Annotated in this window: 22 protein-coding genes; 3 read left to right on the top strand and 19 right to left on the bottom strand. The window is 70.7% G+C overall.

Features of this window, described 5'->3' with window-relative positions:
• Positions 1–3 precede the first annotated feature (3 nt).
• From ACFPCV_RS28670 to ACFPCV_RS28645, 6 genes are all read right to left on the bottom strand, one after another.
• Entirely contained in the window at positions 4–1,443 is a 1,440-nt protein-coding gene (locus ACFPCV_RS28670) for an RsmB/NOP family class I SAM-dependent RNA methyltransferase (RefSeq protein ID WP_378059489.1), read from the bottom strand.
• Positions 1,440–2,369, bottom strand: a complete 930-nt coding sequence (fmt, locus tag ACFPCV_RS28665; RefSeq protein WP_378059488.1) for a methionyl-tRNA formyltransferase — start codon at positions 2,367–2,369, stop codon at positions 1,440–1,442. The genes ACFPCV_RS28670 and fmt overlap by 4 nt, the downstream gene beginning before the upstream one ends.
• Entirely contained in the window at positions 2,370–2,918 is a 549-nt protein-coding gene (def, locus tag ACFPCV_RS28660; RefSeq protein ID WP_378059487.1) for a peptide deformylase, read from the bottom strand. It abuts the gene before it with no gap.
• 255 nt (positions 2,919–3,173) lie between these two features.
• Complete coding sequence (locus ACFPCV_RS28655; protein ID WP_378059486.1) at positions 3,174–3,923, bottom strand: class I SAM-dependent DNA methyltransferase; 750 nt, start codon at positions 3,921–3,923, stop codon at positions 3,174–3,176.
• Positions 3,924–4,010: 87 nt separating this feature from the next.
• Positions 4,011–6,020 carry a primosomal protein N' gene (locus ACFPCV_RS28650; RefSeq protein ID WP_378059485.1) on the bottom strand — a complete coding sequence of 670 codons (2,010 nt, stop codon included), beginning with the start codon at positions 6,018–6,020 and terminating at the stop codon, positions 4,011–4,013.
• 130 nt (positions 6,021–6,150) lie between these two features.
• Positions 6,151–7,407: an HNH endonuclease signature motif containing protein gene (locus tag ACFPCV_RS28645; protein ID WP_378059484.1), complete on the bottom strand. Its 1,257-nt coding sequence runs from the start codon at positions 7,405–7,407 to the stop codon at positions 6,151–6,153.
• Positions 7,408–7,699: 292 nt separating this feature from the next.
• Here ACFPCV_RS28645 and ACFPCV_RS28640 point away from each other — a divergent pair, with 292 nt between their 5' ends.
• Both ACFPCV_RS28640 and ACFPCV_RS28635 read left to right on the top strand, forming a co-directional pair.
• The gene (locus ACFPCV_RS28640; protein WP_378059483.1) at positions 7,700–8,569 is read left to right on the top strand and encodes a helix-turn-helix domain-containing protein; all 870 of its coding nucleotides are present in this window, start codon (positions 7,700–7,702) and stop codon (positions 8,567–8,569) included.
• Positions 8,570–8,573: 4 nt separating this feature from the next.
• Positions 8,574–8,765 carry a DUF397 domain-containing protein gene (locus ACFPCV_RS28635; RefSeq protein ID WP_378059482.1) on the top strand — a complete coding sequence of 64 codons (192 nt, stop codon included), beginning with the start codon at positions 8,574–8,576 and terminating at the stop codon, positions 8,763–8,765.
• 244 nt (positions 8,766–9,009) lie between these two features.
• On the opposite strand, the gene metK is transcribed toward ACFPCV_RS28635, so the two are convergent.
• From metK to pyrR, 13 genes are all read right to left on the bottom strand, one after another.
• Positions 9,010–10,212, bottom strand: a complete 1,203-nt coding sequence (gene metK, locus ACFPCV_RS28630) for a methionine adenosyltransferase (protein WP_378059481.1) — start codon at positions 10,210–10,212, stop codon at positions 9,010–9,012.
• A gap of 64 nt (positions 10,213–10,276) precedes the next feature.
• Entirely contained in the window at positions 10,277–11,503 is a 1,227-nt protein-coding gene (gene coaBC / locus ACFPCV_RS28625) for a bifunctional phosphopantothenoylcysteine decarboxylase/phosphopantothenate--cysteine ligase CoaBC (protein WP_378059480.1), read from the bottom strand.
• Positions 11,504–11,546: 43 nt separating this feature from the next.
• Positions 11,547–11,837, bottom strand: a complete 291-nt coding sequence (gene rpoZ / locus ACFPCV_RS28620; protein WP_378059479.1) for a DNA-directed RNA polymerase subunit omega — start codon at positions 11,835–11,837, stop codon at positions 11,547–11,549.
• Entirely contained in the window at positions 11,834–12,406 is a 573-nt protein-coding gene (gene gmk, locus ACFPCV_RS28615) for a guanylate kinase (protein WP_378059478.1), read from the bottom strand. The genes rpoZ and gmk overlap by 4 nt, the downstream gene beginning before the upstream one ends.
• A gap of 29 nt (positions 12,407–12,435) precedes the next feature.
• A complete protein-coding gene (gene mihF, locus ACFPCV_RS28610) occupies positions 12,436–12,753 on the bottom strand; it encodes an integration host factor, actinobacterial type (protein WP_133905065.1) in 318 nt (105 codons plus the stop codon).
• A 618-nt stretch (positions 12,754–13,371) separates the two neighbouring features.
• Positions 13,372–14,205 (bottom strand): orotidine-5'-phosphate decarboxylase, encoded by an 834-nt coding sequence (pyrF, locus tag ACFPCV_RS28605; protein WP_378059477.1) that lies wholly within the window; start codon positions 14,203–14,205, stop codon positions 13,372–13,374.
• Entirely contained in the window at positions 14,202–17,501 is a 3,300-nt protein-coding gene (carB, locus tag ACFPCV_RS28600) for a carbamoyl-phosphate synthase large subunit (protein WP_378059476.1), read from the bottom strand. The genes pyrF and carB overlap by 4 nt, the downstream gene beginning before the upstream one ends.
• Positions 17,494–18,117, bottom strand: a complete 624-nt coding sequence (locus tag ACFPCV_RS28595; protein WP_378059475.1) for a DUF4276 family protein — start codon at positions 18,115–18,117, stop codon at positions 17,494–17,496. Before ACFPCV_RS28595 ends, carB begins: the two co-directional genes overlap by 8 nt.
• Complete coding sequence (locus ACFPCV_RS28590) at positions 18,114–19,301, bottom strand: AAA family ATPase (protein ID WP_378059474.1); 1,188 nt, start codon at positions 19,299–19,301, stop codon at positions 18,114–18,116. Before ACFPCV_RS28590 ends, ACFPCV_RS28595 begins: the two co-directional genes overlap by 4 nt.
• The gene (gene carA / locus ACFPCV_RS28585) at positions 19,301–20,422 is read right to left on the bottom strand and encodes a glutamine-hydrolyzing carbamoyl-phosphate synthase small subunit (RefSeq protein WP_378059473.1); all 1,122 of its coding nucleotides are present in this window, start codon (positions 20,420–20,422) and stop codon (positions 19,301–19,303) included. Before carA ends, ACFPCV_RS28590 begins: the two co-directional genes overlap by 1 nt.
• Positions 20,419–21,693 (bottom strand): dihydroorotase, encoded by a 1,275-nt coding sequence (locus ACFPCV_RS28580; RefSeq protein ID WP_378059472.1) that lies wholly within the window; start codon positions 21,691–21,693, stop codon positions 20,419–20,421. The genes carA and ACFPCV_RS28580 overlap by 4 nt, the downstream gene beginning before the upstream one ends.
• Positions 21,690–22,625, bottom strand: a complete 936-nt coding sequence (locus tag ACFPCV_RS28575) for an aspartate carbamoyltransferase catalytic subunit (RefSeq protein WP_378059471.1) — start codon at positions 22,623–22,625, stop codon at positions 21,690–21,692. Before ACFPCV_RS28575 ends, ACFPCV_RS28580 begins: the two co-directional genes overlap by 4 nt.
• A 61-nt stretch (positions 22,626–22,686) precedes the next feature.
• Positions 22,687–23,286, bottom strand: coding sequence for a bifunctional pyr operon transcriptional regulator/uracil phosphoribosyltransferase PyrR (gene pyrR, locus ACFPCV_RS28570; protein WP_378059470.1), 600 nt, complete (start codon positions 23,284–23,286; stop codon positions 22,687–22,689).
• A 262-nt stretch (positions 23,287–23,548) separates the two neighbouring features.
• Here pyrR and bldD point away from each other — a divergent pair, with 262 nt between their 5' ends.
• The gene (bldD, locus tag ACFPCV_RS28565) at positions 23,549–24,037 is read left to right on the top strand and encodes a transcriptional regulator BldD (protein WP_075123575.1); all 489 of its coding nucleotides are present in this window, start codon (positions 23,549–23,551) and stop codon (positions 24,035–24,037) included.
• Positions 24,038–24,440 lie beyond the last annotated feature (403 nt).

Below are 24,440 nucleotides of genomic sequence, written 5' to 3'. Positions count from 1 at the left end.
GGCTCACTTGCGGAGCAGCGCGCAGAACATCGCGTCGGTGCCGTGGCGGTGCGGCCACAGCTGCACGTACGGGCCGTCGCCGAGGAACGGCATCTCGGGGAACGACTCACGGGTGTCCAGCGCGGTCACCCCGGTCCGGCGGACCACGTCGGCCACGATGGCGACGGTCTCGGAAAGGTGCGGCGAGCACACCACGTACCCGACCACGCCACCGGGCCGCACCAGGTCCACGGCCGCCAGCAGCAGCTCGCGCTGCAGCTTGGTCAGCTCGCCGACGTCCGATGGCTGCCGCCGCCACCGCGACTCCGGGCGCCGCCGCAGCGAACCGAGCCCGGTGCACGGGGCGTCCACCAGCACCCGGTCGAACGTGCCGGACCCGAGCCCCAGCGCCGCCGGTGACCGGCCGTCGCCGACGTGCACGACGATCGGCAGCCCGGCTGTCGACTGCTCGACGAGCCGTGCGCGGTGCGGCGCCTTCTCCACCGCGTCGAGGCGGCCGCCCTGAATGGCGAGCAACGCGCCGAGCAGCGCGGACTTGCCGCCCGGCCCCGCGCACAGGTCCAGCCAGCGGGTGTCCTCGCCGTCGATCTCCGGGCGGGACAGGGCCACCGCGCACAGCTGGCTGCCCTCGTCCTGCACCGACGCGAGCCGCTCCCGCACCGGGTCCAGCCCGGCCGGGTCACCGGCGCCCGCGGCGAGCCGCACCCCGTACGGCGAGTACGGCGCGACCTCGCCGCCGGTCATCGCGGCCAGTTCCTCGGCGGTGATCTCACCCGGGCGCGCCACAAGGTGCACGGCGGGCCGCTCGTTGTCGGCGGCCAGCGCGGACTCGAGCTCGTCGCCGGTGGTGCCGAGCGAGTCGGCGAACACCCGCGCCACCCAGCGCGGGTGCGCCTCACGCATGGCGAGGTTGCCGATGCGGTCCTTGTCCGGGTCCGGCGCGAGCTTGTCGAGCCACTCCTCCTCGGACCGTTCGGAGACCTTCCGCAGCACGGCGTTCACGAACCCGCTGCTGCGCGTGCCGTGCCCGGCACGCACCAGGTCGACGGTCGACGCCACCGCGGCGTGCGGTGGGATGCGGGTGCGCAGCAGCTGGTAGCAGCCCAGCCGCAGCACGTCGAGCAGCGCGGGCTCGACCTTGGCCAGCGGCCGGTCGGTGCACGCGTCCAGCACCTCGTCGAGCAGCCCGATGCACCGGCAGGCGCCGTAGGCCAGCTCGGTGGCGAGTGCCGCGTCGCGGCCGGTGATCCGCCGTTCGCGCAGTATCTGCGGCAGCAGCAGGTTGGCGTAGGCGTCGCGGGCACGGACCTCGCGCAGCGTGTCGAGCGCGGCCTGCCTGGCCGGGTCGTCGACCGGGGGCCGCCCGGGGCCGCCCTTCGGCTTCGGGGGGTGGGGCGTGCGAGGCCGGGAGAACCTCGCGGGGCGCCGTCGTGGTTGGGTCACTTGAGCCGCTCTCCTGGTTCGACGCGCGCGCCCCGCGCCCAGTCGGTTGCCGCCATTCTCTTCTTGCCCGGCGCCTGCACCTCGCCGAGCGCGACCGGTTCGGTCGCGGTCCCGGCGAGGACCCGCTTGCGCTCGACCCGCAACTCCCCCGGCGCGAGCCGCTCGGCACCGCCTGCGACGGTCACCGGGCCCAGCTTGATGCGTTCGCCTCGGAACTGCGCCCACGCGCCGGGGTCCGGCGTGACCGCGCGGGCGAGCCGGTCGACGCCGATCGCGGGCGCGGTGAAGTCCAGCTTCGCGTCCTCGGTGGTGATCTTCGGTGCGTGGCTGACGCCGTCTCCGGGTTGTTCGACCGCTTCGAGCGTGCCGTCCTCGATGCCGTCGAGCGTCGAGGTCAGCAGCCCGGCGCCGGCGTCGGCGAGCCGGTCGAGCAGCACACCGGCGGTGTCGTCGGGGCGAACCGCCTCGGTCAGCACCCCGAACACCGGCCCGGCGTCGAGTGCCTTCACGATCCGGAACGTGCTCGCGCCGGTGATCTCGTCCCCGTGGCGCACCGCGGCCTGCACGGGTGCCGCGCCGCGCCACGCGGGCAGCACCGAGAAGTGCAGGTTGACCCAGCCGTGCGGCGGGATGTCGAGTGCGGACCGCGGCAGCAGCGCCCCGTACGCGACGACCGGGCAGCAGTCGGGCGCGAGGGCACGCAGCCGGTCGAGGAACGCCGGGTCGGACGCCTTGGGCGGGGTCAGCACCTCGATGCCGTGCTCGTCGGCGAGCGCGCCGACGGGGGACCGCACGAGGTGGCGGCCCCGCCCGGCCTGCGCGTCGGGCCGGGTGACGACCGCGACGACGTCGTGCCGGGGCGACGCGATGAGCGCGCGCAGCGACGGCAGCGCGACCTGCGGTGTGCCCGCGAAAACGAGACGCATCTAGACGGCACCGCCGAACAGCGGGTGCGGGCTCTGCTTGATCGCCGGCATGCCGCCGTCGAACCATTCGGCCGCGCGGATCTCCTTCATCGCCGCCTTGCGGGTGGCCGCGTCGAGCTTGTCGACGAACAGCACCCCGTCGAGATGGTCGGTCTCGTGCTGGACGCAGCGCGCCAGCAGGTCGGTGCCCTCGATCTGCACCGGCTCGCCATGCATGTCCCAGCCACGCGCCACGACGTTCTTCGCGCGCCTGCAGTCCCAGTACAGGCCGGGAATGGACAGGCAGCCCTCCTCGCCGTCCTGGATCTGTTCGTCGACGGCGGTCCAGGTGGGGTTGACGAGGTGGCCCGCGAACCCGTCGCAGTGGTAGGTGAACACCCGGAGGCCGACACCGAGCTGCGGCGCGGCCAGTCCCGCGCCGCCCTGGTCCTCCATCGTGTCCCAGAGGTCCTTGACGAGGGTCGCCAGCTCCTTGTCGAAGTCGACGACCTCGGTCGCTGGGGTGCGCAGCACCGGGTCGCCGAAGAGCCGGATGGGCTGGACGGTCACATTGCTCCGATCGGTCTCACGTTGGCGGCGCACACCAGTCTATTCAGTGCCGGATGATGCGACGTCGAGTGCCGCTCCGGTCACTTCCCGACGTGGCCACGATCCGGGACGGACTGTTCGTCGTCGACATCGGCGGCGTCGACGTCGGAGTCGAGGCCATCGGGCGGGACGACCAGGGCAAGGAGCTGTTGCGAGGGCTGATCATCGACAGTCCGCGGATGCTGCTGGCGAGCGTCGCGAGCGAGCCACGCCGGATCAGGGTGTCTTCTCCCAGACCGACACGTGTTCGGTGCTCCCGGCCGTCAGCGGCGAGCGGTCCCAGTCCGCCCAGCGGTGCTTCGGGCGCATCCCGGCGATGCGTGCCATGAGGTCCATCTCGGCGGGCCAGGCATACCGGAAGGGGATGCGGCGGAACGTTCCCGTCCCGTCCGGTGACACGGTGACGTGGTTCGACGTGAACTGCTGCGTCACGACGTCGTACTGGTCGAAACCGACGTAACCGCTGCCGGGATCCACCGCGAACGGGACCGTGTCCTGGCCGGGCGGCAGGCGGCGCAGGTCGGGCAGGCCCACCTCGACGAGGAACAGCCCACCCGGCCGCAGGTGCGCGGCCGCGTTCCGGAAGACGTCGACCTGCCCGTCCTGCGTGGTCACGTTGCTGATCGTGTTGAACACGAGGAAGACCAGCGAGAACTCGCCGGCCACCCGCGTGGTGGTCATGTCCCCGATCGTGACGTCGACGGCGGCACCGCCCGGCTTGCCCGCGATCCGCGCCGCCATGGCCCGGCTCAGCTCGATGCCGCTCACCGGCACCCCGCGCGCGGCGAGCGGCGCGGCGATCCGCCCGGTGCCGACGGCGAACTCGAGCACCGGACCGTCGGCGAGTTCTTCCAGGACGTCGACCGCGGGTGTCACCGCCTCGGGCGCGTTGGCGCCGCCCGGGCCGTCGTAGTCCGCGGCCACGCTCTCGGGGAACCAGCCATCCGCCGGGTCGTCTTCGCTCACGGTTCCCGGACGCTACGCACGACACCGCCCGCACCGCACCCGGTTTTCGGGCGGGCAGCGGCGGCGGGGGCGGGCACTGCCGTGACGCTAGATCAGCTCCAGCGGGTCGAGCCGGACCCGGATGGGGTCCGGTTCCTTCCGCGCGGTGCGGGCATGCTGCGCGGTGGCGAGTGCGGCGGCCAGCGCCCGCCCCTCGGCCCGCGTGGCACGTACCAGCGCCCGTTCCTTCTCGGTGTTGCCGTCCCGGTCGGGCTCCCCGAGCGGGACGGGCCCGAGCACCTCCCCGGACGCGGGCAGTGCCAGCTCGTCGAGGAAGGCGGCGAGCGTCTTGGCCGGCCCGTCGACCGACGCCATCCGCACCGCGGGCGGGAAACCCAGCTCGGTGCGGGCGGCCAGTTCCTGACCGGCGTGCCAGACGGGATCCCACCGCACGAGCGCCTGCACCGGCGGCAACGCGGACTCGGCGAGCACCACGACCCGGCCGCCGTCCTGCCCGGACCGCACGAGCGCGGCGGCGGTCATCCAGCGCCGCAGGGTCTCCTCGGTCGCCCGCAGGTCGGCCCGCCCGAGCAAGGCCCACCCGTCGAGCAGAAGCGCGGCCCCGTAGCCGCCGATCGCAACGGGTTCGGCCCCTGGCGTGGCGACGACCAACGCGGCCCGCTCGTCGACCTGTCGGAGCACCTCCTTGGCGCCGGACCCCAGCACGGGCACGTCGGCGAACGCGCGCCCCAGTTCCTCCGCGGTGCGCTTGGCCCCGACCACGATCGCCCGCAACCGCCGGGAACCACAGTTGCCGCATCGGAAAGCGGTGTCAGGCACCCCGCACCACCGGCAGGTGGGCGGGCGGGCCTCGGTGCCGCTGACCGGCAACCCCAGCGGCCCGGCACAGCGACGACACCGTGCGGGCCCACGGCACTGCTGGCAGGCGAGCGCGGGCACGTATCCCCCGCGCGGCACCTGGACCAGAACGGGCCGCCCCGCCTTGAGGGCGTCCCGGGCCGCCTCGAACGCGACGGACGGGATGCGCGCGGCTCGCGCGGCGGGGTCGCGGGCGAGCTGCTGGTCGGTCTCGCCGAGCGAGGTGATCCTCGGCGCGGCCTTCCGCACCTCGTCCCGCGCGGCGACGATCTCCGGTGCCCACCCTGACTCCACGAGCAGCTGGGCCTCGGCGGTACGGGCGAACCCGGCGACGAGAAGGGAGGCGCCACTGGTGTGGGCCCGCTGGATCAGCACGTCCCGCACGTGCGGGTAGGGCGCGTGCGGATCGGCGTGCAGGTCGTCCCCGTCGTCCCAGACGACGAACAATCCGGGCTCGTGCACGGGCGCGAACACACTGGCCCGCGTCCCGACGACGATCCGCGCGGAGCCCCGTTTGACGGCGAGCCAGGCCCGGTACCGCTTGGCAGGCCCGACATCCGCGGACAGCGCGACGACGTTGCCCTCCCCGACCCGCTCGACACAGGCGGCGTGCACCCGCGCCACGTCCCGGTAGTCGGGCACGACGATCACCGCGCCCCGTTCGTGGGCGGCCGCGGTGGCGGCGAGCTCGGCGAGGCGGGCAGGCCAGTCCTCCCCGGGCAGCGCCTGCCAGACGGCATGCGCCTGCCGCCCGTTGCGCAGCGCGTCGACGAACGCGGGCCCACGCGGGTACCGCCCCCAGGCGGTGGTGTCGGGCTGCTCGGGCTTGGCGGCCTTGTCGGCGGGCGGTTCGGCCTCCACTTTGGCGTGCCGGGGCGGAATGGCGAGCCGCAGCACGTCGATCATCATGCCGGAGTAGCGGTCGGCCACCGCTCTGGCGAGCGTGGCGAGGCCGGGGGTGAGCACGGGTTCGGAGGAGACGACCTTCCCGATGTACTCCATCCGCCCGGAGAACTCGGACGCCTCGACCCGTTCGAGGAGGAACCCGTCGACCTGCTTGCCAGCGAACCGCATCCGCAACCGGCACCCGGGCACGGCGGCCTCGTCGAGCGTGTCGGGGACGAGGTAGTCGAAGGGCCGGTCGAGGTGCGCGAGCGGCACGTCGACGTACACCCGGGCGACCGGGAGCCTGGCCGCCGGGCGGTTCTCACCTTTGCGCACCACACGCCCGCCGGTCATGGCGCCTGGTCTACCAGATCCGGGTGTCACCGCTGGTCAGCGCCCCCACCGCGCGAATGCCGACCGCAGGCCCGAAACCGACCTGATCTGCGACGAGGTGCATGCAGCCCGTGGCCGGAGCACGTCGAACTCATGCGGCGCCTCGACGGTCAAGGACAGGCCACCTCGCGGCCGCCTCGTCTCCGCGATCGAGGGCAACGATGGCCGCACTCGACTCGCCGGGCGACGTGACACTCTGCTCGTCCGGTTCGGTCAAGGGTTCTGGGGTGACGTGATGAGTGGTGCCGGTGGGGGACGTCCAGACGAACCGTCCCGGTTCGGGCTGGTGTAGCCGCCAGGTCGTGGCTTGTTTCATGAGGTTGTGGTGCTGGCAGAGCACGCCAAGGTTCGCCTCGGCGGTGGGCCCGCCGTGGGCGTGGTCGGTGGTGTGATCGATCTGGGAGTCCTCGGCGGTCCGGGTGCAGCCGGGGAACACGCAGTGCCGGTCGCGGGTACGAACATGCTCGCCGAGTGCCCAGGTGTGCCGTCGACGCCGCCCGATGTCGAGTACCGCGCCGGTCATCGGGTCGGTCACTATCCGCCGCCAGAAAACGTTCCCGCTTGTTGCCAGCTCGTGGAGCGTCTGGACGGTGGCGGGCCCGTAGCCGTGGATCTCCACCGGCAGCCGGGACGCGCCTGCGAGTGCGCTGGCGGGGACGGTGATCCGCAACTCGGTCACCACCCGCTCCCGCCGCGAACCCAGGACCAGATCCCGCAGCGCCTGAGCTCGCAACTCGCCGGTACTGGCGGGGTTCCCGGCGGCTTTGGCACGCCGAGCGGCGGCGGTAAGCAGGTCATAGGTCGGCCGCAGGTTCTCGGCACGGTCATGGACGAGCAGTTCGGCCATGCCGTCCGGGCAGGGCCGGAACCGCACGAACGTGTCCTGAACAGCGCGCTGACGGCGTGTTTCCGCTCCCTCGGGATCGACCTTGAGGATTTCCCGGGCGAGCTTGTCCCGGATCTGCCGGACGGTGCGGCCGGGCGCGAACTTCAGCACCGCCGCTTCCACCACCGCGGCCTTGGCATCGTCCAGAACACGCGTGTACTCGGCTATCACGGAGGATTTCTGAAGATCCAGCACGCCACACTCGAGCGCACGCACGGTGTCTGGCAGCCGGTCGGTCATCGCCACCGCGATACCCACCCGCCGCGAAGCTGCCACAGGTGTCCACGCGAGTTCGGCGGCAACCTCATCCGACGCGTAGTCGACGCCGCGGGCCAGGTCGGTGCGCAACGCGGAGAACCGAGCCAGCAGACGGACTTCGCGCGCGTCCAGCCGGGCCCGCTCCGCGGCGACTGCCCGCAACTCGGCGAGCAGTTGCGGGGGGCTCATCTCCTCGATCGACATCTCGACCGTTTCGCTCATACATTCGATATTAGCCGAGCGGTGGCCAATTTCGCCTCGTGGCAGCAACAGACCACCCGATCGAGTGGAAACGCCCACGTGGTCTTCGGGAGTGAGTTGTGCGTTGCGGCGCAGCCGTTGGAGCGCGACGGCCCGCGGCTGACGGCAGTCCTGCTTGACCCACCGGTCGACCTGCGAACGCTCCGTGTCACTTTCGGATCGGCCGGTGTAGCACGACTAGCTCGATCGGGTGGTGAGTTCCCGGATCCGCGGGCCGCACCGGGAGAGTTGGCGCATGGGAAGCGGGGTCGAGGGAGTCACGACCAGGCACATCAGTCCAGTCGTGTTGCGGCAGGAGGTCGGGCGGCGGATTCGCCTTGCCCGGCAGGCAGTCGGGCTGACGATCGTCGTGGCCGCTGACCGGCTGGAGATCACCCGGAGTGCGCTGGGCCGGTTCGAGAACGGGATCGGCACCGTCTCGGTGCACCTGCTGCGGTCGATGATGGACGTCTACGACCAGCGCATGGACGACGTGCTCGACCTGATCCGCCAGGCGCGCAGGCCCGGCTGGTGGAAGCGGTACGGCATCTCCGACAAGGACTTCGTGGCGTTGGAGACGGCCGCCAGCCGGATCAGCGTCTACGAGGTCAACCTCATACCCGGGCTGCTGCAGACGGCCGAGTACACGCGGGCGCTGTTCGACTCGGGCCGGGAGAAACGGCGAGCGGACTGGATCGCCAACCAACTCGAGGTTCGGTTGATCCGCCAGGAACGGCTCACCGACGAGGAGCACCCGCTGTACCTCGATGCCGTGGTGCACGAGACCGCACTGCGAACCCCCGCCGCGCGACCGGCGGTGATGCTGGGGCAGCTGCGGCATCTCACTTTGATCAACGAGCTGCCTACGGTATCCCTGCAGATCTTGCCCACCTCGATCTTCACCTTCGAGGCGACCTATGGGGGATTCAACATCCTGGACTTCTCACTACCCGGCCAACCCAGCATGTGCCATGCCCTTCATGCTCTTGGCGACGAGCGGCAGGACAAGTCCGAGTTCGTCGAACCGGCTAGACTTCGCTTTGCCCACCTTCGCTCCTTGGCGCTCGCGCCCGACGAGTCAGTAACGCTGATCGAGCGGGTGGCCGACGAACTGTGGTCAAGGTGAAGGAGTGTCCACTGTGGACAACTTGCGGTGGCGTAAGAGCAGCTTCAGCGGCGGCACCGGCGGCGGCAATGACAGTTGCGTAGAGGTCGCCTTGACTGATGAGGCCGCCGCGGTGCGGGACTCCAAGAACACGGGCGGCCCGATTCTCACCCTGCCGGTCTCAGCGTTGTCCGCGTTGCTCGGTCAGCTGTCCTGACGGGGCGGATAGTACGCCGCACAGAAGGCGGCTGACTCGGCCCGCGCGGAAACCGGAGTCTCCTCACGGATCTTGCGGTTCAGCCCAGCCGGTTAACCGGCCTTGAGCAACCCGCCGCTCACAGGCGTCCTCCATGAAGTACAGTGCCGCAGCACCCATGTCCGGCACGTCAGGTCGTACAGCACCCACTGGTGGTACGCGGCGGGCAGGAACCGCCCACCGCGTACCAGAGCCAGCGAACGGGTCAGGCGCCCGCGAGCGACTTGAGTGCATCCGCGCGGTCGGTCCGCTCCCACGGCAGGTCCAGATCGGGGCGGCCGAAGTGCCCGTAGGCCGCCGTCTGACGGTAGATCGGCCGCAGCAGGTCGAGGTCGCGGATGATCGCGGCCGGACGCAGGTCGAAGACCTGGCTGATGGCCTGCTGGATCTTCGTCGGGTCGACGGTTTCGGTGCCGAAGGTCTCGACGAACAGGCCCACCGGGGCGGCCTTGCCGATCGCGTAGGCGATCTGGACCTCGATGCGGGTGGCGAGACCGGCGGCGACGGCGTTCTTGGCGACCCAGCGCATGGCGTACGCCGCGGAGCGGTCGACCTTCGACGGGTCCTTGCCGGAGAAGGCGCCGCCACCGTGGCGGGCCATGCCGCCGTAGGTGTCGACGATGATCTTGCGGCCGGTCAGGCCCGCGTCACCCATGGGGCCACCGATGACGAACCGGCCGGTCGGGTTGACCAGCAGCCGCACGTTGTCGGTGTCGAGCTCCAGCTGGCCGAGCTCGGGCAGCACGACCTGCTCACGCACGTCGACGCCGAGCAGCTTCTCCAGGTCGACGCCTTCGGCGTGCTGCGAGGACACGACGACGGTGTCCAGCCGCACGGCCTGGTCACCGGCGTACTCGATGGTGACCTGCGTCTTGCCGTCCGGGCGCAGGTAGGGCAGCTGGCCGTTCTTGCGGACCTCGGTCAGGCGGCGGGACAGCCGGTGCGCCAGCGCGATCGGCAGCGGCATCAGCTCCGGCGTGTCGGTGCACGCGTAGCCGAACATGAGGCCCTGGTCGCCCGCGCCCTGCTTGGCGATCTCGTCCTCGTCGCTCTCGACGCGCTTCTCGTACGCGGTGTCGACACCCTGCGCGATGTCCGGCGACTGGGAGCCCAGCGCCACGTTGACGCCGCAGGAGTTGCCGTCGAACCCCTTCGCGGACGAGTCGTAGCCGATGTCGAGGATGGTCTCCCGGACCAGCGACGGGATGTCGGCGTACGCCTCGGTGGTGACCTCACCCGCGACGTGGACCTGCCCGGTCGTCACCAGGGTCTCGACCGCCACCCGCGATTTGGGGTCCTCGGCGAGCAGCGCGTCCAGTACGGAGTCGCTGATCGCGTCACAGATCTTGTCTGGATGCCCTTCGGTGACCGACTCGCTGGTGAACAGCCTGCTCGCGGATCCACTCACGACGTACCCACCCAATCTTTCCCGTTTCCTGTCTGAAGACTATGTACTACGTATCGAGGGAGACTCACTGTTGAATCAGTTGAGCGACCGAATCCCATATGTCGGACGCCATGCGCGCCTTCGACCCCAGTTCGATGGGACGTTCCTCGCCGTCGGCCGATAGTAGCCACCCGGAGTTGTCCTCGGTCTCGAAGGCTTTGCCCTCGCCCACCGCGTTGACAACCAGCAGGTCACAGCCTTTTCGCCGCAGTTTCTCCCGCGCGTGGGAGAGGACGTCGGCGCCGCTGTCGCCGGTCTCGGCGGCGAACCCGACGATCACCTGGCCCGGCTTCCGCGCGGCGACGAGTTCGGCCAGGATGTCCGCGTTGCGGGTGAGGAACACTGGATCCGGCTCGCGGTCGGTCTTCTTGATCTTGTACTCGGCGCGCGCCGTCGGCCGGAAGTCGGCGACGGCGGCCGCCATCACCACGACGTCGACCTTCGCTGACACCGCGTGCATGGCCTCGCGCAGTTCCCCCGCGGTGCCGACGCGCACGATGTCGACCCCCGCGGGCTCCGGCAGCCCGACGGTGTGCGCGGACACGAGCGTGACGTGCGCACCGCGCTGGGCGGCGGTCCTGGCCAGCGCGTAACCCTGCTTGCCCGACGAGCGGTTGCCCAGGTAGCGGACGGGATCGAGCGGTTCGCGGGTGCCACCCGCGGACACCGCGATCCGCACGCCCTCGAGGTCCCTTGGCAGCGCGTCGCGCCTGCTCAGCAGCAGCCGCGCGAGGTCGACGATCTCGGTGGGATCGGCGAGCCGCCCCTTGCCGGTGTCCCTGCCGGTCAGCCTGCCGCTCGCGGGCTCGGTCACCACGACACCCCGCCCGCGCAGCGTCGCCACGTTGTGCTGGGTGGCCGCGTGCTCCCACATCTCGGTGTGCATCGCGGGGACCATCATGACCGGGCAGCGCGCGGTGAGGAGCGTGTTGGTGAGCAGGTCGTCGGCGAGCCCGTGCGCGGCCTTGGCCAGCAGGTTCGCGGTCGCCGGGACGACCAGCACCAGGTCGGCCTCCTGGCCGATGCGGACGTGCGGCACCTCGGGCACGTCGTCGAACACCTCGGTGTGCACCGGATGCCCGGAAAGTGCCTCGAAGGTGGCGGCGCCGACGAAACGCAGCGCCGCCGCCGTGGGCACGACCTGGACCGAGTGCCCTGACTCGGTCAGTCGACGCAGGACCTCGCACGCCTTGTAGGCGGCGATGCCACCACCCACACCGAGAACGACGCGCGGGCCCTGACCCGGTGTCACGGCCTCGCTCCGCTCGGCGTTCGCGAGCCTGTTACCGGCTCACTCACTCGCCCTCGGTGTGCTCGAGGAGGCCTGCGTGGATCTCGCGGAGCGCGATGGACAGCGGCTTCTCACGGGGGCCGGGCTCCACCAGCGGGCCGACGTACTCGAGCAGGCCCTCACCGAGCTGTGCGTAGTAGTCGTTGATCTGGCGGGCACGCTTGGCGGCGTAGATCACCAGGGCGTACTTGGAGCTGACCTTGTCGAGGAGGTCGTCGATCGGGGGGTTGGTGATGCCTTCGAGCTGCGCGCTCGTCGGGTCACCCAGTGCGCCCAACTCGGTGGGGGTGATCACTCGTGGTTCTCCAACTGATGGGAGGAAGATTTGTCAAGCATCAACTTTAGCAACTGCTCAGCGGTGCTCCGCAGGTCGGTGTTGACAACGACCTCGTCGAACTCGTCCTGAGCCGCCAGTTCCTCCTTGGCGGTGCGGAGCCTGCGCTCCACCACCTCCGGCGACTCGGTGCCGCGGCCGACCAGGCGCTCGACAAGAGCCTCCCAGCTCGGCGGCGAGATGAAGACCAGCAGAGCCTCCGGCATGGCCTTACGCAGGTTCCGGGCGCCCTGCAGGTCGACCTCCACCAACGCGGGCCGTCCGGTGGTGAGCCGCTCCTCGATGGGCGTCCTCGGAGTGCCGGAGCGGTGCGTGCCCCGGTGGATCTCCGCCCATTCGAGCAGGTCGTCCTTCTCGATCATGCGGTCGAACTCGTCGGCCGTCACGAACCGGTAGTCCACGCCGTCCCGCTCGCCGGGCCGCTGCTCCCTGGTGGTCGCGGACACGCTGAACCACAGGTCCGGGTAGAGCTTCCGCAGCTCGTGGACCACGCTGCTTTTACCTACGCCGGAGGGGCCGGCCAGTACCACCAGCCGACCCCTCCGGATGTCACTGCTCGTCACTCGCCGCTGAACTCGGCGAGCAACGCCTTGCGCTGACGGTCACCCAGGCCGCGCAGACGACGGCTCGGGGCGATCTCGAGACGCTCGATGATCTGCTGGGCACGCACCTTGCCGACGCCCGGCAGGGCCTCGAGCAGTGCGGTGACCTTCATCTTGCCCAGCACCTCGTCCTTGTCAGCCTGGGCGAGCACGTCCTTGAGGGTGGTGCCACCTCGCTTAAGGCGCTCCTTGAGCTCAGCTCGGGCGCGACGGGCGGCAGCCGCCTTCTCCAGCGCTGCGGCCCGCTGCTCCTCGGTCAGCTGGGGAAGGGCCACGATTTCCTCCGGGGGGTGGGGTTTTCTGCGGATCGGTGTCGCGACGTTACCGAGGTCCGCCTTCTCATGACAACGCGGGTCCACCTTAGTGCGGTGGGTAGTGCGCGACCGAGCATAGATCAACTCTGAGTAGCGAACACCCTTGGACCAGCGGTAACACCTACAGGTCAGGCGTCACTGGACCATACTGCCCGAGCCGCGCGAAGCGCTTCGACGTGGTATGGCATTGCGGATCGGCGCCTGGCTCCGCACGACCGCCGAATCACCGTCCGGCCCGCGTTCCAGCAGGTAGAGCCCGGTGGCCTGACCAACTGCCGAGAGGCACCCCGGCCGCTGTCAGGCCCGGTGGAGCGGCCGTGCGCCGGTCAGCCGGGCCGCCCATTCCACGAAAATGTCGCCGGTCCCGGCGACAGGCGGCCCGCCCGCGCCGTCATCGAACGAAATCCGCGAGAAATGTTCGCGACACGCGGGATTTCCTCGATTTCGTTCCGGTTCGCGTCGCCCCCGCCACCAGAAGAGCACGTTCGAAGTCGGTCGGCGGCCCGCAGCGGCCCCAGAGGGCCGAGGAGCGCGAGGTAGCCGGGCAGACGACGAGACCGAGTGGGCCGGTGGCCGGTGCTAGCGCGCGTGCACCGCCAGCGCATCGCGCACCCGCAGGGCGGCGTCCCGCAGAGCGGTGGCGCCGGGTCCGTGGCGCAGGATGTCGCGCGACGAGGCGGGCAGCACGTGCCGCCGGTGATCGCCGAAGACCTTCGCGAGGTCGGCGGCCCCGGCGCCCTGCGCACCGAACCCAGGGGCCAGGATCGGACCGTTCAGCCGGGAGAGGTCCAGCTCGGTGCGCCCGACGGTCGCGCCGATGACGAGGCCGACCGACCCGAGCGGGTCCGTGCCCTCGTTGCGGGCCGCTGCCTCGTCCACCATCGTCTGCGCGACCGGCACGCCGTCGGCGGAGCGGGCGCGCTGCACCTGGGGCCCCTCCTTGTTGGAGGTCAGCGCCAGCACGAACAGGCCGCGGCCGGTCCGCTCCGCCAGGTCGAGCGCGGGTTCGAGCGAGCCGAACCCGAGGTAGGGCGACACGGTCACCGCGTCCGCGGCCAGTGGCGAGCCCTCCCCCAGGTACGCCTGGGCGTAGGCGGCCATGGTGGAGCCGATGTCGCCGCGCTTGACGTCGGCCAGCACCAGCGTGCCGGAACCCCGGAACGCCGCGATCAGCTTCTCCAGCACCGCGACCCCGGCCGAGCCGTGCGCCTCGAAGAACGCCGACTGCGGCTTGACGATCGCGACCTCGCCCGCGAACGCCTCGACGCACGTCATGGCGAACCGCTCCAGCCCGATCGCGTCGCAGGGCAGGCCCCACTGTTCGAGCAGCGAGGGGTGCGGGTCGATCCCGGCGCACAGCGGTCCGCGCTCCGCCACGGCGGCGGCCAGGCGCGCCCCGAACGGCGCCCTCAACGCTGGCTCCGCAGCGTGGCCTGCAGTGACTGCAGTGACTCCACCCCGATGTCATCGCGGATGAGTGCCTCGATGCCGTGCACGGCGGCCGCGGCACCCTGGATGGTGGTCACGCACGGGATGTCGCGCGACACGGCGGCGGTGCGGATCTCGTAGCCGTCGACGCGTGGCCCCGGGTTGCCGTACGGGGTGTTGATCACCATGTCCACGCCGCCGTCGCGGATCATGTCCACGATGTTGTCCGCGCCCTCGAAGTGCTTGCGCACCTCCGTGCACGGGATCCCGTTGCGGCGTAGCACCTCCGCGGTGCCCGCGGTGGCCAGGACCTCGAAGCCGAGGTCGGCGAGCCGCTTCACCGGGAACACCATCGCCCGCTTGTCCCGGTTCGCGACCGACACGAACACCCGGCCGCTCGTGGGCAGCGAGCCGTAGGAGGCGGTCTGCGACTTGGCGAACGCCTTGCCGAACGACGCGTCGATGCCCATCACCTCGCCGGTGGACTTCATCTCCGGCCCCAGCAGCGAGTCGACGCCGTGGCCCTCCGGGGTGCGGAACCGGTGGAACGGCAGCACCGCCTCCTTGACCGACACCGGCGAGGACGCCGGCATGTCGGCGCCGTCACCGTCGGGCAGCATGCCCTCGGCACGCAGGTCGGCGATGGTCGCACCGAGCATGATCCGGGCGGCGGCCTTCGCCAGCGGCGTCGCGGTCGCCTTGGACACGAACGGCACGGTCCGCGACGCGCGCGGGTTGGCCTCCAGCACGTACAGCACGTCGTCCTTGAGCGCGTACTGGACGTTCAGCAGACCGCGCACGCCGATGCCCTCGGCGATCAGCTCGGTGGATCTGCGGATGGTCGAGAAGTCGGTGCGCCCGAGCGTGATCGGCGGCAGCGCGCACGAGGAGTCGCCGGAGTGGATCCCCGCCTCCTCGATGTGCTCCATGACGCCGCCGAGGAACAGCTCCTCGCCGTCGTACAGCGCGTCGACGTCGATCTCGATGGCGTCGTCGAGGAAGCGGTCCACGAGCACCGGGTGCTCCGGGGTGACCTCGGTGGCGCGTTCGATGTAGCCCGCCAGCGACGCCTCGTCGTACACGATCTCCATGCCGCGCCCGCCGAGCACGTAGGAGGGCCGCACGAGGACCGGGTAGCCGATCTCGTCGGCGATGCGCTTGGCGGCGGCGAAGGACGTGGCCGTGCCGTACTTCGGTGCCGGGAGCCCGGCGCCGGTGAGCACCTCGCCGAACGCGCCGCGCTCCTCGGCTAGGTGGATCGCGTGCGGCGGTGTGCCGACGACCGGCACACCCGCGTCCGCGAGCCGCTGCGCCAGGCCGAGCGGGGTCTGCCCGCCGAGCTGCACGATCACCCCGGCGACCGTGCCGGAGCGCTGCTCGGAGTGCACGACCTCGAGCACGTCCTCGAAGGTCAGCGGCTCGAAGTAGAGCCGGTCTGAGGTGTCGTAGTCGGTGGACACGGTCTCCGGGTTGCAGTTGACCATGACGGTCTCGAACCCGGCGCCACGCAGCGCCATGGCCGCGTGCACGCACGAGTAGTCGAACTCGATGCCCTGCCCGATGCGGTTCGGGCCGGAACCGAGGATCAGCACCTTCGGCCGGTCGCGCTGCTCGGTCACCTCGGACTCGGCGGCGGGGTCCAGCTCGTAGGCCGAGTAGTGGTAGGGCGTGCGGGCCGCGAACTCGGCCGCGCAGGTGTCGACGGTCTTGAACACGGGGCGGATGCCGAGCCGGTGCCGCAGCGACCGGACGCCGTCCTCCCCCGCCAGCTCGGGGCGCAGCGCGGCGATCTGCCGGTCGGAGAACCCGGACCGCTTCACCCGCCGCAGCAGCTGTTCGTCCAGCACGGGCGCGGCGGTGACCTCGGCACGCAGCTCGACGAGGGAGGCGATCTGGTCGACGAACCACGGGTCGATGCCAGACGCCTGGGAGACCTCGGCGACGCTCACCCCCAGCCGCAGCGCCCGCTCGACGGTGTAGAGGCGCCCGTCGTGCGGTACCCGCAGCGCTTCGAGGACCCCTTCCACCGTCATGGTGTCCGGGTCCGCGGTGGTCCAGAACCCGGCTGCCTTGGTCTCCATGGACCGCAGCGCCTTGCCGAGCGCCTCGACGAAGTTGCGGCCGAGCGACATGGCCTCGCCGACCGACTTCATCGTGGTGGTCAGCGTCGGGTCCGCGCCGGGGAACTTCTCGAACGCGAAGCGCGGCACCTTCACCACGACGTAGTCCAGCGTCGGCTCGAAGCTCGCCGGGGTCTCGCCGGTGATGTCGTTGCGGATCTCGTCGAGGGTGTAGCCGATGGCGAGCTTCGCGGCGATCTTGGCGATGGGGAACCCGGTCGCCTTGGACGCCAGCGCACTCGACCGGGACACGCGCGGGTTCATCTCGATCACGACCAGGCGGCCGGTCTCCGGGTGCACCGCGAACTGGATGTTGCAGCCGCCGGTGTCCACACCGACCGCGCGCAGCACGTCGATGCCGACGTCGCGCATGTGCTGGTACTCGCGGTCGGTCAGCGTCATCGCGGGCGCGACGGTCACCGAGTCGCCGGTGTGCACGCCCATGGGGTCGATGTTCTCGATCGAGCAGATGACCACCACGTTGTCGGCGCGGTCGCGCATCAGCTCGAGCTCGTACTCCTTCCAGCCGAGCACGCTCTCCTCGATCAGCACCTCGTGCACCGGGGACTCGGTGAGCCCGGTCGAGGCCAGCCGCTCCAGGTCCTCGGCCGTGTGGGCCATGCCGGAGCCGAGGCCGCCCATCGTGAACGAGGGCCGGATCACCACGGGCAGGCCGAGGTCGTCGACGGTCTTGCGGACCTCGTCCATGGAGTGGCACACCGCGCTGCGCGGCGTCTCCGCCCCGACCTGGGCACAGATGTCCTTGAACCGCTGCCGGTCCTCGCCGCGCTGGATGGCCTCGATGTCGGCGCCGATCAGCTCGACGCCGTAACGCTCGAGGACGCCGCGCTCGTGCAGCGCGACCGCGGTGTTCAGTGCGGTCTGGCCGCCGAGGGTGGCGAGCAGCGCGTCCGGGCGTTCCTTCGCGATCACCTTCTCGACGAAGTCGGCGGTGATCGGCTCGATGTAGGTGGCGTCGGCGAACTCCGGGTCGGTCATGATCGTCGCCGGGTTGGAGTTCACGAGGCTGACCCGCAGGCCCTCCTCACGCAGCACGCGGCACGCCTGGGTGCCCGAGTAGTCGAACTCGCACGCCTGCCCGATCACGATCGGCCCGGAGCCGATCACGAGCACGTGCTCGATGTCTGTCCGCTTAGGCACGGTTGTTCTCCTTCACCAGGCGGCGAACCCCGTCGCGGAACACCTGGAAGCTCTTCGACCGGTTCGACTCGACGTTCATGTATTGGGCGATCTCAGAGGCCGCCTGCATCTTGCGAAGGCCCGAACGGTGGTAGCCGTGCTTGTTCAGCACGGTCTCCAGGGCTTCCCAGGTGCCGCCCTTCACCGCGTCCGGATCGCGGTATCGCGCCTGTTTCGCCAGGCTGACCGGTACTTTCGGATAGGCGCGGTTGAGGGCTTCTGCATCGCCGAGCCACCACGCTTCCAATTCCTCGATCACGATCCTGTTCAGTACCTGAAAACTGTCACCGCCGGTGGCCGGGGTGGTGAGACGCGCGTTCGCGGCGTAGTCCTCGAGCTGCTTCTTCAGGACAACGCAGTCGTCGTCGTCACGATCGACGAGCACGGCGACCTTGAGGGGTTCCCACTTCATCCGGGCCGCGTAACCTGCGAACCTGATCGGCAACGCCTTCATCAGGGCCGTCTTGCCCGAGAACTCGCGGACCTCGCACACGGTGTCCGGCACGATACGCGGCAGCAGGATCTCCAAGGCGCTCTTGGCCGACGGCTCCTCGACGAGGACTTCGAGTACGGTCACCGCGGCCGTCCCGAGCGGACCAGTGGATCACCCAGCCCGAAGTAGCCTTCCATCCAGAGGTCACCCAGCAGTCCGCCCGCCTCCGCCATAGCGGCCAGTTGCGGGATGTCAGCGGCTCTGGCGTTCCTTGTGAAGCCGTCCTCGTCCCGGTACAGGGCCCACAACTCCTGTGGCCGCAGAGCATCCGCGAAGTAGGGCGAATGGGTCGTGACCAGGAGCTGGCTGCGTTCGGCGGCTGCCCGCGCCTCCTCAGCCAAGGGATACAGGAGCTTGGGGTGCAGTTGGTTCTCCGGTTCCTCGACACCGACGATCGGAGCGGGGTCGGGGTCGTAGAGCACCGTGAGGTAGGCGAGCAGCTTGAGCGTGCCGTCGGAGATGTACTGGGCCAGCACCGGGGCCTCGAAGGGCCGGTCCTTGAGACGCAGAAGGAGCCTGCCGTCCGGCATCTGCTCGGACTCGACCCGTTCCAGGTTGGGCACACGCTCGCCGAGTACACCGAAGATCCGCCTGAGCCGTTTCGGGTGCCGCTCGCCCAGGTACTGGATCACGTTCGCCAGGTTGTCGCCCGTGGCGGACAGCCGTTCCTGGGGACCCGCGACCGGCTGCGTCCTGGCGTGGTCGATGTTCAGGTAGGACAGGTACCAGCCGGAGATGAACCTGCGCAGAGCAGCCACCTGCGGGTAGCGGCTGAGCTGGCCGAGCCCGCTGACCGCAAGCAGGTCGGGGCTGTCGAGGGTCTCGTAGGTCTTGTCGTTCGACTTCTCGTCGTAGACCCAGCCCTCGCCTTTCGAGAAGTCGAGGATGTCTCGCGGTCTTCCCGCTCCTGGCGCAGTGGTCCATTGAAGGCGCTCCTCGACGACGATCGGGGAACCCCGTTCCTCGTCGATCGCGAGCCGGTAGGTGACCAACCTGCTGTTCGCGGACTCCCGGTACTTCAGTTCGAACTCGACCGGACCGTCCGCGCCCCGGCTCCTGATCTCCGGCATGCGGTTGCGTGTGTCCCAGGCTCGTCGGAGATTCGTGGTGAACGCCTCGTGCAGGAATGCGAACACGTCGAAGACCGTGGACTTGCCGCTTCCGTTCGGCCCGAACAGCACGGTGAGCGGAGTCAGCTTGTCGAACGTGACGTCCCGCAGCAGGCGGTAGTTGCGGATGGTCAGTCGCTGGATCGTCGGGCGAGCCATCAACGCCCCTCCATCAGGCCGACGAACTCGTCGAACAGCGAGGCGGCGTCGTGTGGGCCGGCCGCCGCCTCCGGGTGGTACTGGACGGAGAACGCGGGCACGTCGAGGGCGCGCACGCCCTCCACGCAGCCGTCGTTCGGGCAGTAGTGGCTGATCACGGCGTCGCCGAACGGGGTGTCGAACCGCTGGCCCGGCTCCCCGGCGAGCGCGAAGCCGTGGTTCTGCGCGGTGATCGCGACCTTGCCGGTGGCCACGTCGATCACCGGGATGTTGATGCCCCGGTGGCCGTAGCGCAGCTTGTAGGTGGACAGGCCGAGCGCGCGGCCCAGGATCTGGTGGCCGAAGCAGATGCCGAACGTGGGGATCCGCCGCTCGAGCACCGACCGGGTGAGCGACATCGGGCCGTCGGTCGTGGCCGGGTCGCCGGGGCCGTTGGCGAGGAAGAAGCCGTCGGGTTCGAGCGCGAGGACGTCGTCGATCGAGGCGTTCGCGGGCAGCACGTGGGTCTCGATGCCGCGCTGGGCCATCATGCGCGGGGTGTTGGTCTTGATGCCCACGTCCAGTGCGGCCACGCGGAACCGGGTCTCACCGGCGGAGGGGACCACGTAGGTTTCCTCGGCCGTCACCTCGCCGGCCAGGTCGGCACCGGCCATCTCGGGGGCGGCGAGGACCCGTTCGACCATCTCGTCGGTCGTGCCGAGCGCGTCGCCCGAGAACACGCCGCCGCGCATGGCGCCGCGCTCGCGGATGTGGCGGGTCACCGTGCGGGTGTCGACCCCCGAGATGCCGACGATCCCCTGCTCGGCCAGCGCGTCGCCGAGGCCGCGGCGGGACCGCCAGTTCGACGGGACGCGTGCCGGGTCGCGGACCACGTAGCCCGCCACCCAGATCCGCCCTGACTCGTCGTCCTCGTCGTTCCAGCCGGTGTTGCCGATCTGCGGGGCCGTGGCCACCACGATCTGCCGGTGGTAGGAGGGGTCGGTGAGGGTCTCCTGGTAGCCGGTCATGCCGGTGCAGAACACCACCTCGCCGAGCGTGGCGCCGGTCGCACCGAACGCCGCGCCGCGGAAGACCTTGCCGTCTTCGAGAACCAGAGCGGCCTGTGTCGTCGACACAGTCATGAACGCGCCTTTCCGTCATGTGCGGTGACCTTGCCGCGCAGCAGGGTCGTGACCACCCTTCCGGGCAGCTCCATGCCTTCGTACGGGGTGTTGGCGGCGATGCTCGCCAGCTCGCCGCCGCGGACGGTCCACCTGGCGGCCGGGTCGACCAGCGTGAGGTTCGCCGGTTCGCCCACCGCGATCGGGCGGCCCTGGTCGGTCAGGCCCGCGATCTGGGCCGGGCGTTCGCTCATCACCCGCGCCACGCCGCGCCAGTCCAGCAGCCCGGGCTCGACCATCGTCGCGACCACCACCGACAGCGCCGTCTGCAGACCGAGCATTCCCGGCCGGGCCGCGGCCCACTCGCAGTCCTTGTCCTGGGCGGCGTGCGGGGCGTGGTCGGTCGCCACGCAGTCCAGGACCCCCTCGGCCAGCGCCTCCCGCAGCACCTTCGCGTCGGCGGCGGTGCGCAGCGGCGGGTTGACCTTGTTGACCGGGTCGAACGTGCCGAGCCGCTCGTCGTCGAGCAGCAGGTGGTGCGGGGTGACCTCGGCCGACACCGTGATCCCCTGCGCCTTCGCCCAGCGCAGCAGCTCCGCGGCGCCTGCCGTGGAGACGTGGCAGACGTGCAGGCGGGCGCCGGTCTGCCTGGCCAGCAGGCAGTCGCGGGCGATGATCGCCTCCTCCGCGGCGGCGGGCCAGCCGGCCAGACCCAGCCGCGCGGCCCGCTCCCCCTCGTGCGCCTGCGCGCCGACGGTGAGCCGGGGCTCCTCGGCGTGCTGGGCGATGACCACGTCCAGCGCCGTCGAGTACTCCAGCGCGCGGCGCATGAGCAGCGGGTCGGCGACGCAGTGGCCGTCGTCGGAGAACATCCGGACCTGGGCCTGCGAGTTCGCCATCGTGCCCAGCTCGGCGAGCCTCTCGCCGGCCAGGCCGACGGTGACCGCGCCGACCGGGTACACGTCGACGAGACCGACCTCGCGACCGCGCCGCCACACGTGCTCGACGATCACCGCGTTGTCGGCCACCGGGTCGGTGTTGGCCATGGCGAACACGGCCGTGTAGCCACCCAGCGCGGCGGCGGCCGAGCCGGTCGCGATGGTCTCGGTGTCCTCGCGGCCCGGCTCGCGCAGGTGGGTGTGCAGGTCGATGAAGCCGGGGAGCGCGATGAGCCCCGTGGCGTCGACGACCTCGTCGGCGTCGGTGCCCTCGGCGATCAGGCCGTCCTGGACCAGGAGATCCGTCGGCTCCTCGCCGTAGGGGCGGACTCCCTTGAGCAGCAAGGAACTCACGCGACGTCCTCCTCTTCGTGAGCGAGCAGGTGGTACAGGACCGCCATCCGGACGTGCACGCCGTTGGACACCTGCTGGGTGATCGCGGCGCGCGGCGAGTCGGCGACCGCGGCTGCGATCTCCATGCCGCGCAGCATCGGGCCGGGGTGCAGCACGACCGCGTGCTCGGGAAGCAGTTCGAGGCGGCGCTCGCTCATCCCGTACGCGATCGAGTACTCGCGGGCCGAGGGGAAGAACCCGCCGTGCATGCGTTCCGCCTGGACCCGCAGCATCATCACCGCGTCCAGGCTGGGCAGCTCGGCGTCGAGCGTGTGCGAGACCGTCACCGGCCACCGCCGCACCAGCGCGGGCAGCAGTGTCGGCGGCGCGACCAGCGTCACCTGCGCGCCGAGCGTGGTGAGCAGGTGGACGTTCGACCGCGCGACCCTGCTGTGCAGCACGTCGCCGACGATCGCGACCCGTTTCCCGGCCAGGTCGCCGAGGCGTTCCCGCAGGGTGGCCGCGTCCAGCAGTGCCTGCGTGGGGTGCTCGTGCATGCCGTCGCCCGCGTTGACCACCGACGTGCCCGCCTCGGCGAGCCAGCCCGCGAGCCGGTGCGCGGCGCCCGAGGCCGGGTGCCGGATGATCACGCAGTCCGCGCCTGCCGCGGCAAGCGTCTGCGCGGTGTCCCGCAGCGACTCGCCCTTGCCGACGCTGCTGCCGCTCGCGGACACGTTGACCACGTCGGCGCTCATCCACTTGCCCGCGATCTCGAACGACACCCTGGTGCGGGTGCTGCTCTCGTAGAACATCGTGAGCACGGTCCTGCCGCGCAGCGTCGGCAGCTTCTTGACCTCGCGGCCGAGCAGCGTCTGCTTGAGCTGGGCGGCCGTGTCGAGGACGGCGGTGGCCGTGGCGGCGGTCATGCCCTCGGTGGCCAGGAGGTGCTTCACGACGCCCCCTCACCGGCTCGGTGACGTCGTCGGCATCGATGGTTCGCTCCGCAAGCTCCGCTCACGACTCGTCCCTCCTGTCCAGGGCTCGGTCCAGGACGACGGCGTCGCGGTCGTCGGTCTCGGTGAGCAGGACGTGGACCTCCTCCGAACGGGACGTGGGGACGTTCTTGCCGACGTAGTCCGCACGGATCGGCAGCTCACGGTGACCGCGGTCGACGAGCACGGCCAGCTGGACCGCGCGCGGCCGGCCGGCGTCACGCAACGCGTCCAGGGCGGCACGGATGGTGCGGCCCGAGTAGAGGACGTCGTCGACGAGGACGACCAGGTGGTCGTCGAGGCCGCCCGAGGGCAGGGCGGTGGCGCCGAGCGGGCGGGTGGGTTTGCGTCGAAGATCGTCCCGGTACAGCGTGACGTCCAACACACCGGTGGGGACCTCGAAGCCGGAGAACTCGGCGATCCTGGCGGCCAGCCGCGCGGCGAGCGGTGCGCCGCGGGTGGGTATGCCCAGGAGGACGACGGGGGGTGCGTCCGAGGTGCCGAGCGCGGTGCGCTCGATCACCTGGTGCGCCATACGGGCGATGGTGCGCGCGACGTCGCCGGCCGACAGCAGCTCACGCCGCTCGGCCGGTTCCGTCGCGCCGCGATGGGGCGGCGACAACGGTGGACCTCCTTCCCCGCCTCACTGGACGGGTCCTTAAAGGACGTCTAGCTCCGCGCCCACTGCGGGCGCTGTAGCACCGTAGCAGGCCCCGCGGATCCACCAACCGGGTGGTAATCCGTCGTTTCCACGGACGTCGTACACAGATCAGCTTGACCTGGTGACAACTGTGGGTAACCATTACTCTGCGTGTCGATATGCGGCTACCCGCGGCATACGTTTTCAACCAGCCGTCGGGGCGAACGAAATGGAGAATCGCCATATGGGCGACTACGCCAAGGCGCTAGGGAGCAAGCTCCGCGGCATCCGCCAGCAGCAGGGCCTGTCCCTGCACGGCGTCGAACAGAAGTCCGGCGGCCGCTGGAAGGCGGTCGTGGTGGGCTCGTACGAGCGGGGTGACCGGGCGGTCACCGTGCAGAAGCTGGCCGAGCTGGCCGACTTCTACGGTGTCCCCGTGGTCGAGCTGCTGCCGGAGGGCCGCGTGCCTTCCGGGGCGGAGCCGGCGACGAAGATCGTCATAAACCTGGAGCGGCTCCAGCAGCTCCCGGCGGAGAAGGTGGGCCCACTGGCCCGCTACGCCGCCACGATCCAGAGCCAGCGCGGTGACTACAACGGCAAGGTGCTGTCGATTCGCACGGAGGACCTCCGGTCCCTGGCGATCATCTACGACATGACCCCCGGCGAGCTCACCGAGCAGCTCATCGACTGGGGCGTGCTTCCGCCGGAGGCGCGTCCGTCCAAGGAGGACTGAGCCTGTCCACGACGGGCATCTGAGGATCGCCGCCGCCGGCCGAGGGAATGGGAGATCGGCCGGCCGGGCGAGCAGCACCCGCTATCGACAGACCACGTCCCCGGTCGCGACCCCGTTGGCACAAGGGGCCGCGACCGGTCGCGTTTCCGGGGTTTGGCCACCCTCCGTGGCGAACGGGCGCTGATCACCGCCGCGTCCGCCCGAAGGCCGCTACTCCATTCAGGTCACCACACGACAACCCGACCGGGTCACCACAATCCCGGACTGTCGCCGCGCGACGCGCCGGACACATTCCGGCGCGGATCGCTAGCGTCAGCCGGGTGATCCACCGTGCGCCCGCACCTTCCGCGAGAGCGGCCATCGCGGGCACAACCGTTCGGCAGCACCAAACTCGCCTTCTCGG

Origin of the sequence: Actinophytocola glycyrrhizae (assembly GCF_042653545.1) — a bacterium.
GTDB classification, from domain to species: domain Bacteria; phylum Actinomycetota; class Actinomycetes; order Mycobacteriales; family Pseudonocardiaceae; genus Actinophytocola; species Actinophytocola glycyrrhizae.
The sequence above is the reverse complement of the archived record's forward strand: the minus strand, read 5'-3'. Positions and strand labels throughout refer to the sequence as shown.